7 protein-coding genes are annotated in these 13,836 nt (G+C 73.4%); 6 read left to right on the plus strand and 1 reads right to left on the minus strand.

Annotated features, from left to right (window positions below):
• Nucleotides 1-290 precede the first annotated feature (290 nt).
• The gene (locus tag KBZ10_RS08615) at nt 291-2,282 is read left to right on the plus strand and encodes a M4 family metallopeptidase (RefSeq protein ID WP_210986906.1); all 1,992 of its coding nucleotides are present in this window, start codon (nt 291-293) and stop codon (nt 2,280-2,282) included.
• Nucleotides 2,283-2,460: 178 nt separating this feature from the next.
• Here the strand turns inward: KBZ10_RS08615 and glgP are convergent, their stop codons facing one another.
• On the minus strand, nt 2,461-5,058 hold the full coding sequence (gene glgP / locus KBZ10_RS08620) for an alpha-glucan family phosphorylase (RefSeq protein WP_210986907.1): 2,598 nt from the start codon (nt 5,056-5,058) through the stop codon (nt 2,461-2,463).
• Between the two features lie 123 nt (nt 5,059-5,181).
• On the opposite strand from glgP, the gene KBZ10_RS29230 reads away from it, so the two are divergent.
• The 5 genes from KBZ10_RS29230 (at nt 5,182) to KBZ10_RS08640 (ending at nt 13,164) form a co-directional block, all read left to right on the plus strand.
• Nucleotides 5,182-5,415 carry a hypothetical protein gene (locus tag KBZ10_RS29230; RefSeq protein ID WP_374223323.1) on the plus strand — a complete coding sequence of 78 codons (234 nt, stop codon included), beginning with the start codon at nt 5,182-5,184 and terminating at the stop codon, nt 5,413-5,415.
• A gap of 128 nt (nt 5,416-5,543) precedes the next feature.
• Nucleotides 5,544-6,815, plus strand: a complete 1,272-nt coding sequence (locus tag KBZ10_RS08625) for a S8 family peptidase (RefSeq protein ID WP_210986908.1) — start codon at nt 5,544-5,546, stop codon at nt 6,813-6,815.
• A 464-nt stretch (nt 6,816-7,279) separates the two neighbouring features.
• Nucleotides 7,280-9,277: an alpha-1,4-glucan--maltose-1-phosphate maltosyltransferase gene (locus KBZ10_RS08630; RefSeq protein WP_210986909.1), complete on the plus strand. Its 1,998-nt coding sequence runs from the start codon at nt 7,280-7,282 to the stop codon at nt 9,275-9,277.
• Nucleotides 9,274-11,076, plus strand: a complete 1,803-nt coding sequence (gene treS, locus KBZ10_RS08635) for a maltose alpha-D-glucosyltransferase (protein WP_247701999.1) — start codon at nt 9,274-9,276, stop codon at nt 11,074-11,076. Before KBZ10_RS08630 ends, treS begins: the two co-directional genes overlap by 4 nt.
• A gap of 243 nt (nt 11,077-11,319) precedes the next feature.
• Complete coding sequence (locus tag KBZ10_RS08640) at nt 11,320-13,164, plus strand: maltokinase (RefSeq protein ID WP_210986910.1); 1,845 nt, start codon at nt 11,320-11,322, stop codon at nt 13,162-13,164.
• The last annotated feature ends 672 nt before the right edge of the window (nt 13,165-13,836 follow it).

Here is a 13,836-nt window from a genome sequence, read left to right on the forward strand (position 1 = left end):
GGTCCCGTCCGCTTCCCATCGGGACTTGCCCCCACCCGACCGCCTGTCCGCTATCCGGCAGGCCCTTATTCGCTCACCGGACAGATTCCGGCCAAGTTGTTGACGCGACCCTGACATGAGGCCCCCGCGGCTGAGACGCTGTGACCGGCTGATCGGCCACCCCCCACACACCCCTCCCGGCAGTGCGCAGCGCCGCGCGCCGCCGTGCTCCACCGGCCCGGTCCACCCAGCCGTGCCGGAACTCCCGGCCGTACACCCACCCAGTGACGGCCGCAGTCGAAGGAGACCGTGTGAGACCGACCCCCCGTGCCGCACGCCGCAGATCCGCGGCCTGCGCCCTGATCACCACGGCGGCGATGCTCGCCGTCGGCGTCCAGACCTCCCCCGCCTCCGCAGCGCCGCGTCCCGACAAGGACGCCCTGCCCGTCTCCCTGTCCCCCGCCAAGCGGGCGGACCTGCTCAAGGACGCCGCGGCGGACGCGGCCAAGACCGCCGACACGCTGAAGCTCGGCGGCAAGGAGAAGCTGCGCGTCCGGGACGTCGTCCAGGACCGGGACGGCACCACCCACACCCGCTACGAGCGCACCTACGCCGGGCTGCCCGTCCTCGGCGGCGACCTCGTCGTCCACGAGAGCAAGAGCGGCAAGCACGAGGGCGTCACCAAGGCGACCAGCAAGCCCATCAAGGTCCCCACCACGCGCACCAAGGTCTCCGCGACCACCGCGAAGAAGAAGGCGCTGACCACGGCCAAGGACGAGGCCGGAGCCAAGGCCATCGCCACCGGGGCGCCCCGCAAGGTCATCTGGGCCGGCGGCAAGACCCCCGTCCTCGCCTGGGAGACCGTCACCGGCGGCCTCCAGGAGGACGGCACTCCCAACGAGTTCCACGTCGTCACCGACGCCACCACCGGCAAGGAGCTCCGCAGCTGGCAGGGCGTCCACCAGGGCACCGGCAACAGCCAGTACGCCGGCCAGGTCACCCTCGGCACCTCGCCCTCGTACACGCTGACCGACTCCGGGCGCGGCGACCACAAGACGTACGACATGAACAACGGCACGAGCGGCTCGGGGTCCCTCTTCACCGACGCCGATGACGTCTGGGGCGACGGCACGCCCGGCAACCGCCAGACCGCCGCCGTCGACGCCCACTACGGCGCCGCTCTGACCTGGGACTACTACAAGGAAGTCCACGGCCGCAGCGGCATCAGGGGCGACGGCGTCGGCGCGCGCACCCGCGTCCACTACGGCAACGCCTACGTCAACGCCTTCTGGCAGGACTCCTGCTTCTGCATGACCTACGGCGACGGCGACGGCAACGCCAAGCCGCTCACCTCGATCGACGTGGCCGCGCACGAGATGACCCACGGCGTCACCTCCGCCACCGCCAACCTCACCTACAGCGGCGAGTCCGGCGGCCTGAACGAGGCGACCTCCGACATCTTCGCCGCCGCCGTCGAGTTCCACGCCGGCAACACCACGGACGTCGCCGACTACCTCGTCGGCGAGAAGATCGACATCCGGGGCAACGGCACGCCGCTGCGCTACATGGACGAGCCCTCCAAGGACGGCAGCTCCAAGGACTACTGGTACTCCGGCATCGGCGGCGTCGACGTCCACTACTCCTCGGGTGTCGCCAACCACTTCTTCTACCTGCTGTCCGAGGGCAGCGGCGCCAAGACGATCAACGGCGTCCAGTACGACAGCCCCACGTACGACGGACTTCCGGTCACCGGCATCGGCATCGGCAACGCCGAGAAGATCTGGTTCAAGGCGCTGACCGAGTACATGACCTCCAGCACCAACTACGCCGGCGCCCGCACCGCGACCCTGCAGGCCGCGGCCGACCTCTTCGGCGCGGGCAGCGCGACCCACGAAGCGGTGGCCCACGCCTGGGCGGCCGTGAACGTCGGCGCCCGCCCCGGAGGCGGCGGCGGGACCGGTGACACCTACGACAACACCGCCGACGTCGCCATCCCGGACGCCGGCTCGGCCGTCACCTCGTCCATCACCATCAGCGACCAGAGCGGCAACGCGCCGTCCAACCTCCAGGTCGGCGTGGACATCGTCCACACCTACCGCGGCGACCTCGTCATCGACCTGATCGCACCGGACGGCACGTCCTACCGGCTGAAGGACTCCGGCTGGGACTCCGCCGACAACGTCAACGAGACCTACACCGTCAACGCCTCCTCGGAGAGCGCCAACGGCACCTGGAAGCTCAGCGTCCAGGACGTCTACAGCCAGGACACCGGCTACATCAACAGCTGGAGCCTGACCTTCTGACGGCTGTCCGGGACTGTCCGGGAGGAGCCGGGGGGGGGAGCGTGTCCGGCGGCGCGCCGCCCCTTCCCGGCCGCTTCCGGCCCTGCGGGCACCGGTGTGCCGGTGCGGTGTTCCGGCACCGCACCGGCCCCTCCGTGTTCGCCGGAGCCCGGAATCATCCGGCCGGGCCTGCCGCGCGCTACCGCATCAGCACACCCGCCTCCTCGCCCGTGACCTCCGCCGGCACGGCCATCAGCCCGAGCTCCGCCCCGCTCGCCAGCATCCGGTGCGCGGGCAGCACCCGCACGGTGAACCCGAAGGGCCCGGTCCGCTCCAGGGTCAGTTCGCCCTCGTACGGCCACCGCCCCTCCGCGTCCGCGGGACCGGCCGGTTCGAGCGGTACGACGCGCCCGCCGGTGATCCTGTCCTCGCCGTCCACCCGCCCGGCGACCGCCTGCACCTCCACGTCCTCCGGGAGGAGCCGGTCCAGCGCGACCCGCACCCGCACGGACAGCACCGAGCCCAGCTCCGCGCTGCCGCCGTTCCCGCCGCCCGTGGTGGCCTCCACGCGGCCGACGGCGACCCGCGGCCAGGCCGCCCGCACCTTCGCCTTCCACCCGGCCAGCTCCCGCGCGGCGCCCGGGCCGAGCCGCCGGTGGGCGAGGGCCGCCGGGGCGTAGAGCTCCCGGACGTAACGCTCGACCATGCGCCCCGCCAGCACCTTCGGCCCGAGGCCGGTCAGGGTGCGGCGGACCATCTCGATCCAGCGGTCCGGCAGCCCGTCCGGGCCCCGGTCGTGGAAGAGCGGGGCGACGCGCTGCTCCAGCAGCTCGTAGAGGGCGTGCGCCTCCAGATCGTCGCGCCGGTCCTCGCCGGTGGCGGGGTCGTCGGCGGTCGGGATGGCCCAGCCGAAGTCCGGCTCGTACCACTCGTCCCACCAGCCGTCCAGCACCGACAGATTGAGGCAGCCGTTGAGGGCGGCCTTCATCCCGGAGGTGCCGCAGGCCTCCAGCGGCCGGAGCGGGTTGTTCAGCCAGACGTCGCAGCCCGGGTAGAGCCGCTGCGCCATCGCCATGCCGTAGTCGGGGAGGAAGACGATCCGGTGCCGCACCCGCGGATCGTCGGCGAACCGGACCAGCTCCTGCACCAGCCGCTTCCCGCTGTCGTCCGCGGGGTGCGCCTTGCCGGCGACGACGATCTGCACCGGCCGCTCGGGGTGGAGCAGCAGCTCCGTCAGCCGTTCCCGGTCGCGGAGCATCAGGGTGAGCCGCTTGTACGAGGGCACGCGGCGGGCGAAGCCGATGGTGAGGACGTCCGGGTCCAGCACCCCGTCGATCCAGCCGAGTTCGGCCGCCGCCGCGCCGCGCTGCCGCCAGGAGGCGTACAGCCGTTCCCGTACCTCCGCGACCAGCCGCTCGCGGAGCGTGCGCCGCAGCGCCCACAGGGCGTCACCGGGCAGTGCCTGCACCCCGCCGCTCCCGGCGCCGGCCCGGAGGATCTCGGGAGCGGTCCAGGTCGGGCCGTGGACTCCGTTGGTGACGGAGGTGATGGGCACGTCGTCCGCGTCGAAACCGGGCCACAGTCCGGCGAACATCTCCCGGCTGACGCCGCCGTGCAGCCGGGAGACGCCGTTGGCGCGCTGCGCGAGCCGCAGGCCCATCACGGCCATGTTGAAGACGTTCGGCTCGCCTCCGGGGTGGGTTTCCCTGCCGAGTTCCAGGACGCGGCCGGGGTCCACGCCGGGCAGTGCTCCGTCGTCCCCGAAGTGGCGGGCGACGAGCTCCCGGTCGAAGCGGTCGATCCCGGCCGGCACGGGGGTGTGGGTGGTGAAGACCGTCCCGGCGCGCACGGCCTCCAGGGCGGCGTCGAAGCCGAGCCCGCCGTGCTCCTCCGCGCCCAGTTCCCGCAGCCGTTCGAGGCCGAGGAAGCCGGCGTGGCCCTCGTTGGTGTGGAAGACCTCGGGCTCCGGGTGCCCGGTGATCCGGCAGTACGCGCGGACGGCGCGGACCCCGCCGATGCCGAGCAGCATCTCCTGCAGCAGCCGGTGCTCGCTGCCGCCGCCGTAGAGCCGGTCGGTCACCCCGCGCTCGCGGGGTGCGTTCTCCTCGGTGTCGGAGTCGAGCAGCAGCAGCGGCACCCGGCCGACCCGGGCCTCCCAGACGGCGGCGTGCAGCGTGCGGCCGCCGGGCAGGGCGAGCGTCACCCGGCAGGGCCGGCCGCCGGGCTCGCGGAGCGGGCCGAGCGGCAGCTCGTCGGGGTCGAGCAGCGGGTACTGCTCCTGCTGCCAGCCGTCGCGGGAGAGCGTCTGCCGGAAGTAGCCGTGCCGGTAGAGGAGTCCGACCCCGATGAGCGGTACGCCCAGGTCGCTGGCGGTCTTGAGGTGGTCCCCGGCGAGGATGCCGAGCCCGCCGGAGTACTGCGGCAGGGCTCCGGTGATGCCGAACTCGGGCGAGAAGTAGGCGACGGCGGCGGGCAGCGCGCCGCCGTCCGCCCCGCCCGCGGCGGTCTGGTACCAGCGGGGGCCGGTGAGGTACTCCCGCAGCTCGCCCGCCGCGGCGTCGAGGCGGCGCAGGAAGGCGCCGTCGGAGGCGAGGCTCTCCAGCCGCGCGGCGGACACGCCGCCGAGCAGCCGTACGGGGTCGCCGCCCGCGGCGGGCCGGGCCCCGGGGTCGACGGCCTCGAACAGGTCACGGGTCTCAGGATGCCAGGACCAGCGCAGGTTCCGCGCCAGGTCGCTGAGGGGTCGTAGGGGTTCCGGAAGGACGGGACGCACGCTGAATCGACGAATGGCCTTCACAGGTCGACCGTAGCGGCGATCGCGGGTTCCCTTCGCGCACATGCACACGTTCCGTCCGGAACCCACCGGCCGGCGGCGCGGACGGCGGCCGGAGGTCCTCTGCCGTCCGGCTCCGTACCGCCGATGACCGGCCGCCGGCCGCGGCGGCCCGGTGTGGCGCACCTCGGCCCCGTGCGCTCCGGCTCTGCTCCACCCCGCACCGGACGGAACCGCCGGATCACCGCCCTGCTGCACGACGCGCGGTACCGCCCCGCGCTCGCGTGGCAGAACACCGCTCGCAACCAGCCGACGCATCCCAGCTTCTTCATCGGTGACGGGATGACGGCACCGCCCCGTCCCGAGGTCACTGCGCCCTAAACCGGTACGGACCCGTCAACGGAGGCACCATGCGGGGCCGGAGTGATCGATTCCGCCCCCGCGAACCTCTTGTCCGCAGCCCCGTCGCACGAGAAGCTGCAGGTCACCACAGGAGAGGTTCATCTTCAATGGCGCACATATCTGATCGACCGTCAGCCGACGGCTCACAGAACGACGTTCCCACCCCCCACACGCGGCGTCTCGTCAGCGGACGCCGTGTCACGACCGCGATCGCCGCCGTCACCTTCCTGCTGTCCCCCCTCACCTTCTCCGCCCACGCCGCCGACACGGCGGCACCGACGGGCCGCATCCTCGGCGCCGGCTCGCCGGGCGCCGTGAGCGGCAGCTACATCGTCAGCCTCAAGTCCGGCCAGGGCCTCACCGCGCGTTCCGACGCCGGCCGGGAACTGGCGCGGAAGTACGGCGCGACCATCCGCCACACCTACGGCAGCGCCCTCAACGGCTACGCCGTCAAGCTCTCCGAGGCCCAGGCGAAGCGGCTGGCGGCCGATCCCGCCGTCGCCTCGGTCTCCCAGGACGCCGCGGTGCGGATCAGCGCGGCCCAGCCGAATCCGCCCTCCTGGGGCCTGGACCGGATCGACCAGAGCGACCTCCCGCTGGACGACTCCTACACCCCGCCCGCCGGCGGCGGCTCGGGCGTGACGGCGTACGTCATCGACACCGGCGTCAGCACGGGCCACCAGGACTTCGGCGGCCGGGCGAGCAGCGGCTGGGACTTCGTCGACAACGACGCCGACGCCCAGGACGGCCACGGGCACGGCACCCACGTCGCCGGCACCATCGCCGGCACCGCGTACGGCGTGGCCAAGCAGGCCGACGTCGTCGGGGTACGGGTCCTGGACGACGAGGGCTCCGGCACCATCGCCCAGGTGATCGCTGGCATCGACTGGGTCGCCGAGAACGCGCAGAAGCCGGCCGTGGCCAACATGAGCCTCGGCGGCATCCTCAACGCGCAGCTGGACGAGGCGGTCCGGGGCGCCATCGCCTCGGGAGTGACGTTCACCGTCGCGGCCGGCAACAACAGCCTGCCGGCGCTGCTGTTCTCCCCCGCCCGGGTCACGGAGGCGATCACCGTCGGCGCGACCGACAAGACCGACGCCCGCGCGAGCTTCTCCAACTGGGGCCCGGGCGTGGACGTGTTCGCCCCGGGTGTGGACATCACGTCGGCCTGGCCCACCTCCGGCGATGCCACGAACACGATCTCCGGCACCTCGATGGCGGCCCCCCACGCCGCGGGCGCCGCGGCGCTCCACCTCGGCGACCACCCGGCCGACGCTCCGGCGGCGGTCGAGAAGGCGCTGACGGACGGCGCGGCCCAGGGCAAGATCAGCGGCGCGGGTCTCGGCTCGCCCAACCGTCTGCTCCAGGTCGGCGACTGACACACCGCCCGCCGGCCGCGTCACCGACGCTGCGTCAACCGGACAGCCGGCGACCGCCCGGGGAGCCGCGCTCCGGCGGGCCTTCGGCCCTCGGCCACGCCCCACCGGCCGAACCCTCCGGATCCCGCACCACCGGCCCCTCGGGGCACACCCGCACCAGCACAGGACCGGCCCGTGACCACGGCACACCGCCGCCGTCACGGGCCGGTCCAGTTTTTACCTTTCGGCCCCCGTACGGCAGGCCGTCGCCGTCATGTCCGGTGCCGGGCGGGGGCAGACTCCACGGATGAGCGGCGCCACGCTCCCCGCACCACCCGGCGCCGCCCACCGGCTCGCACAGTCACCCACATGAGTGAACGCGGACAGGAGCGCCCATGCCCGCAACCGGCCAGTCGTCCATGGAGCATATAGAAAGAACAAAAGCCCGCAGAGTGTCCCAGACCGCTACGCCTCCAGGTGATCCCATGATCGGACGCATCCCCGTGCTCGACATCCGCCCGCTCGTCGACTGCGGACGGCGTCCGGTCAAGGCGGTGGCCGGCGAGAGCTTCCAGGTCACCGCGACGGTCTTCCGGGAGGGCCATGACGCGGTCGCCGCCAACGTGGTCCTGCTGGACCCCTCCGGCCGTCCCGGTCCGTGGACCCCGATGCGCGAACTCGCCCCCGGCACCGACCGCTGGGGCGCCCGGGTCACCCCGGAATCCGAGGGCCCGTGGAGCTTCACGGTCGAGGCGTGGAGCGATCCGGTCACCACCTGGCGCCACCACGCCGAGATCAAGATCCCGGCCGGCATCGACACCGAACTCGTCCTCGCCGAAGGCGCGGCCCTCCACGAGAGGGCCGCCGTCGACGTCCCCAAGCGGGCCGGGCGGGAGGCCGTCCTGCGCGCCGTGGACGCCCTGCGCGACCGGGACCTCTCCCCCGCCGACCGGCTCGCCGCGGCCCTCGCCGAGGACGTCTCCGCGGCCCTCGCCCGCCATCCGCTGCGGGAACTCGTCAGCCAGTCGCGTCAGGTACCGCTGCGCGTGGAGCGCCGCCGCGCGCTCTACGGCTCCTGGTACGAGTTCTTCCCGCGCTCCGAGGGCGCCGTCACCGCGCCCGGCGAGCCGCCCGTCAGCGGCACCCTCCGGACAGCCGCCGAGCGGCTGCCCGCCATCGCCGCCATGGGCTTCGACGTGGTCTATCTGCCGCCCGTCCACCCCATCGGCAGCTCGTTCCGCAAGGGCCCGGACAACACCCTCACCGCCGGCCCCCACGACGTGGGCTCCCCCTGGGCGATCGGGTCCGCGGCGGGCGGCCACGACGCCATCCACCCCGACCTCGGCACCTTCGAGGACTTCGACCACTTCGTGGCCCGGGCCCGGGCACTGCGCATGGAGGTGGCGCTCGACTTCGCCCTGCAGTGCTCGCCGGATCACCCCTGGGTGCGCGAGCACCCGTCCTGGTTCCACCACCGGGCCGACGGCTCCACCGCCTTCGCCGAGAACCCGCCCAAGAAGTACCAGGACATCTACCCGGTCGCGTTCGACGCGGACATGACCGGCATCGTCCGCGAGACGCTGCGCATCCTGCGGCTGTGGATGGACCACGGGGTGCGGATCTTCCGGGTGGACAACCCGCACACCAAACCCGTGGTCTTCTGGGAGCGGGTCATCGCCGACATCAACCGCCGCGACCCGGACGTCATCTTCCTCGCCGAGGCGTTCACCCGCCCCGCGATGATGCACACCCTGGCCGCCGTCGGCTTCCAGCAGTCGTACACCTACTTCACCTGGCGCGAGACCAAGGAGGAGCTGACCCGCTACCTCACCGAACTCTCCGGCGACGCGGCCGCGTACATGCGGCCCAACTTCTTCGCCAACACGCCCGACATCCTCCCCGGACACCTCCAGGAGGGCGGCCGGCCCGCCTTCGAGGCACGGGCCGTGCTCGCCGCCACCCTCTCCCCGGCCTGGGGCATCTACTCCGGCTACGAGCTGTGCGAGAACACCCCGGCACGCCCCGGCAGCGAGGAGTACCTGCACTCGGAGAAGTACGAACTGCGGCCCCGCGACTGGGAATCGGCCGAGCGGGAGGGCCGGACCATCGCCCCGCTCATCACGGCGCTCAACCGGATCCGCCGCCGCCATCCGGCCCTCCAGCAACTGCGCGACCTGCGTTTCCACCACGCGGACAACGACGCGGTGATCGCCTACTCGAAACGTACTCACGGCGACAGCCCCGATGTCGTACTCACGGTCGTGAACCTCGACCCGCACCACACCCAGGAGGCCACGGTCTCGTTGCACATGCCGGAACTCGGCCTCGACTGGCACGAGTCCGTCCCGGTGCGCGACGAGCTCACCGGCGAGACCTACCACTGGGGCAGGGACAACTACGTGCGGCTGGACCCGGGTCACCGGCCGGCGCACGTGTTCACCCTGCGACCGTCCTCACCGATCGGAGGGTCACCCACATCATGATCGTCAACGAGCCCGTACCGGACACCTTCGAGGACACACCGGCGAAGGACCGCGACCCCGACTGGTTCAAGCGCGCCGTCTTCTACGAGGTGCTGGTCCGCTCCTTCCAGGACAGCAACGGCGACGGCGTCGGCGACCTCAAGGGCCTCACCGCCAAACTCGACTACCTCCAGTGGCTCGGCGTGGACTGCCTCTGGCTGCCGCCGTTCTTCCAGTCCCCGCTGCGGGACGGGGGCTACGACGTCTCCGACTACCTCGCCGTCCTCCCCGAGTTCGGGGACCTCGCCGACTTCGTCGAGTTCGTCGACGCCGCCCACCAGCGCGGCATGCGGGTCATCATCGACTTCGTCATGAACCACACCAGCGACCAGCACGAGTGGTTCCAGGAGTCCCGCCGCGACCCCGACGGCCCGTACGGCGACTACTACGTCTGGGCCGACGACGACAAGCAGTACCAGGACGCCCGGATCATCTTCGTCGACACCGAGGCCTCCAACTGGACCTTCGACCCGGTGCGCAAGCAGTACTACTGGCACCGCTTCTTCTCCCACCAGCCCGACCTCAACTTCGAGAACCCGGCCGTCCAGGAGGAGATCATCTCCGCCCTGCGGTTCTGGCTGGACCTCGGCATCGACGGCTTCCGGCTGGACGCCGTGCCGTACCTCTACGCCGAGGAGGGCACCAACTGCGAGAACCTGCCGCGGACCCACGACCTCCTCAAGCGGGTCCGGGCCGAGATCGACGCCCACTACCCCGACACCGTGCTGCTCGCCGAGGCCAACCAGTGGCCCGAGGACGTCGTCGACTACTTCGGTGACTTCGGGAAGGGCGGCGACGAGTGCCACATGGCGTTCCACTTCCCGGTGATGCCGCGCATCTTCATGGCGGTGCGCCGCGAGTCGCGCTACCCGGTCTCGGAAATCCTCGCCAAGACCCCGGCCATCCCCTCCGGCTGCCAGTGGGGCGTCTTCCTCCGCAACCACGACGAGCTGACCCTCGAAATGGTCACCGACGAGGAACGCGACTACATGTACGCGGAGTACGCCAAGGATCCGCGGATGCGCGCCAACATCGGCATCCGCCGCCGGCTGGCCCCGCTGCTCGACAACGACCGCAACCAGATCGAGCTGTTCACCGCCCTGCTGCTCTCCCTCCCCGGCTCGCCGATCCTCTACTACGGCGACGAGATCGGCATGGGCGACAACATCTGGCTCGGCGACCGGGACGCCGTCCGCACCCCCATGCAGTGGACCCCGGACCGCAACGCCGGCTTCTCCTCCTGCGACCCTGGCCGGCTCTCCCTGCCCACCATCATGGACCCGGTCTACGGCTACCAGGTGACCAACGTCGAGGCGGCCATGAGCAGCCCCTCCTCGCTGCTGCACTGGACCCGCCGCATGATCGAGATCCGCAAGCAGAACCCGGCCTTCGGCCTCGGCTCGTACACCGAACTCCCCTCCACCAACCCGGCGGTGCTCGCCTTCCTCCGGGAGACCCCGGGAACGGGCGGGGAGGACGACGACCTGGTGCTGTGCGTCAACAACTTCTCCCGCTTCGCCCAGCCCACCGAGCTGGACCTGCGGGCGTTCGCCGGGCGGCACCCGGTGGAGCTGATCGGCGGGGTGCGCTTCCCGGCCATCGGCGAACTGCCCTATCTGCTCACGCTCGCCGGCCACGGCTTCTACTGGTTCCGGCTCCGCCGGTCCGCGGCCGCGAGCGCCGCCGGCGCGCCGGCCGGCGGTGACGCCGCGGACGCACCGCCCGCCGGCGGCGTCCCGCACCCGCTCACCGGCGGCTGACCGCGGGCCGTCAGCGGCCGTCACAGCGCCACGGCGGGGCGGTTACAGCCGGATTCACCGGTTTTCACCGCCCCGCCCCGGGCAGGCTCTCCTCTACGCACCCAGTCCGCACAGCGCATAGGCCAATCGCCTTACCTGATCGGACGATCCTCACCCGACACGTCCCGCACCGCCGGACAGCATTTGCCGCAATCCGGGACACTTTGCGCATCTACGGTGTGCCCGGGGAAAGGACGCGACGCCATGTCGGAGGGCTCGATCCGCGCCAACCCGTACAGCACGGCCCGCACCACCGTCACCGCCCCGGACTCGCCGGCGGATCCGGCGGACCACTCGGGGGACACACCGGACCAGCGATCCGCGCCGGGGGGATACATCCCGGCGGAGACCGGCACCTCCGCCGGACCGCCCGGCCCCGGCCGGGCCCACACCACCACCCGGTCCCTGCTCCCCTCCCTCGTCCCCCTGCTCCGCGCGTGGCTGCCCCGGCAGCGCTGGTTCGCCGGCAAGGGCAACCCCATCACGGGCTTCTCCCTCGTCTCCGCCACCGAGATCCTGCCCTGCACCGCGGGCGGCGCCGCCCCCGGGCTGATCCACCTCCTCGTCCGCGCCCAGCAGCATCCCGGCACCGCCGACTGCTACCAGCTCCTCATCGGCATCCGCTCCACCCTCCCCCCGCACCTCGCGCACACCCTGATCGGCCGCCCCGCCGAGGGCCCCCTCCACGGCCGCACCGTCTACGAGGCCCTGGCCGACCCGCGCCTGGCCGGGCTGCTCCTGGAACGGCTGCGCGTCCCCGGCCGGCTCGGCGCGCTGCGCTTCACCCGCGCCCCCGGCACCGCCATCGCCTCCGGGCTCACCCCCCGGCTCATCACCGCCGAGCAGTCCAACTCCTCGGTCGTCTACGGCGACGCGTACATCCTCAAGGTCTTCCGCCGCATCGGCACCGGCGTCAACCCCGACCTGGAACTCCCGCTGGCCCTCGCCCGGGCCGGCTGTGACCGCGTGCCCCACCCCACCGCCTGGTTCGAGGCCGATCCGCACGTCGAAGCCGCCGCCGGCGCCGGGCTCGCCTCCGTCCCGGCGGACGACCCGGCCGGCGGCCCGCTCACCCTCGGCATCCTCCAGCCCTTCCTGCCCGGATCCGCCGACGGCTGGCAGCTCGCCCTCAACTCCCTCTCCGTGCACGCCGACTTCACCGGCGCCGCCCACGCCCTCGGCCGGGCCACCGCCGAGGTGCACACCGCCCTCGCCGAAGCCCTGCCGACCGCCGTCCTGCGCCGGCCGCAGATCGAGATCATCGCGGGCGGCATGGCCGAACGGCTGGAGGCCGCCGCGGCCGCCGTGCCCGCGCTGCGCCCCTACCGCGAGCCGCTGCGCGCCGCCTACGACGAACTCGCCGCCCTCGGCAACCGCGGCCGCACCTGGCATGCCCAGCGGATACACGGCGATCTCCACCTCGGGCAGGCCCTCCGCAGCGCGCACGACGGCCGCTGGTCCCTCATCGACTTCGAGGGCGAGCCGGCCCGGCCGATCTCCGAGCGCCGGAGGCTGCAGCCCGTCGCCCGTGACATCGCCGGGATGCTCCGCTCCTTCGACTACGCGGCCCGCACCCACCAGCCCGCGGCCGGCGGCGCGTCCGGCTGGTCCGGGCAGTGGTCGTGGCGGAACCGGGCGGCCTACTGCGGCGGCTACGCGGAGGCCGCCGGAGCCGATCCGCGCGACGAACCCGAACTCCTGCGCGCCTACGAGACCGACAAGGCCGTCTACGAAGTGCTGTACGAGGCGCGCCACCGCCCCGACTGGCTCCCGGTGCCGATGGCCGCGATCCGCCGCCTCGCCGGGGAGCCGGAGGATGGGGCGACACCGCCGGAGCCGGGTCCGGGTCGGGGTCCGGACCCTGGCCGGAGCCGGGAGCACCGGGGACGCGAGGGGGCCGGGGCGCAGGGGGGATCCGGCGTGCCGGGCGGGCCGGGCCCGGCCGCCGGGCCGTCCGCCGGGGCCCCGGTCCGGCCGCCCGGTTCCCGGCCGGCGGGCTCCAGGCCGCCCGGCACCTCCGTACCCGACCGGCGCGGCCCGTCCGCATGACCGCCGCCACGCGGGTTACCCGAGCCTCCCGGCTCCGGTGCGGGCCCGGCACCGCGTCACACCGCCCGGAACCCTCCCGCCCCGCCCCGGCGCGGCGAAACCGCGCGGCACCACCGGGCACCGCCTCGCACCACCGTCGCGCGGCACCGCCACCGCATTCCAACGCCCGTTTCCCCGCTCCTCCGAGGAGGACCCCGTCGTGACCGCTCGTCCGCCGTTCCCGTCCGGCCCCGCCGGAGACTCCCCCGAGCAGCCGGGGACCACCGGTGCAGGACCGGCCGCCGCTGCCGGGTCCGGGTCCGGGGACGCCTCTCCGTCTCCCCGCGCGGCGGGGACCCCCGGCACCGGTTCCGGCACCGGTTCCGGCACCGGTTCCGGCACCGGTTCCGGCAACTCTCCCGCTCAGGGGGGCGGTTCGTCCTCCCGCGCCCAACCCGCCCAGCGCACGGGGCGGCCCCGCGAGACCACGGCCGGTGGCGCGGCGCGCGGCTCCGCGCCGGCCGGCCGCCCCGCCACGGGCCCGTCCGGTGCCGGCAGCCGCGCCGGGAGCGCCGGTCCCGGCCGGGCAGCGGGCACGGAGACGACGGCCGGCGCTCCCCGGAGGGCCGACCCGGCCGGGGCCACCGGTCCGGCCGAAGCCACCGGGACCCCCGGCGCCCCGGAGTCTCCCGG

Origin of the sequence: Streptomyces sp. F63 (assembly GCF_018070345.1) — a bacterium.
Classification (GTDB): domain Bacteria; phylum Actinomycetota; class Actinomycetes; order Streptomycetales; family Streptomycetaceae; genus Streptomyces.

What these genes read in the sequence shown, in the direction of transcription:
- KBZ10_RS08625 (WP_210986908.1), top strand. Translation starts at nt 5,544, where the DNA reads ATGGCGCACATATCTGATCGACCGTCAGCCGACGGCTCACAGAACGAC.
- KBZ10_RS08640 (WP_210986910.1), top strand. Translation starts at nt 11,320, where the DNA reads ATGTCGGAGGGCTCGATCCGCGCCAACCCGTACAGCACGGCCCGCACC.
- KBZ10_RS08630 (WP_210986909.1), top strand. Translation starts at nt 7,280, where the DNA reads ATGATCGGACGCATCCCCGTGCTCGACATCCGCCCGCTCGTCGACTGC.
- KBZ10_RS29230 (WP_374223323.1), top strand. Translation starts at nt 5,182, where the DNA reads ATGACCGGCCGCCGGCCGCGGCGGCCCGGTGTGGCGCACCTCGGCCCC.
- treS (WP_247701999.1), top strand. Translation starts at nt 9,274, where the DNA reads ATGATCGTCAACGAGCCCGTACCGGACACCTTCGAGGACACACCGGCG.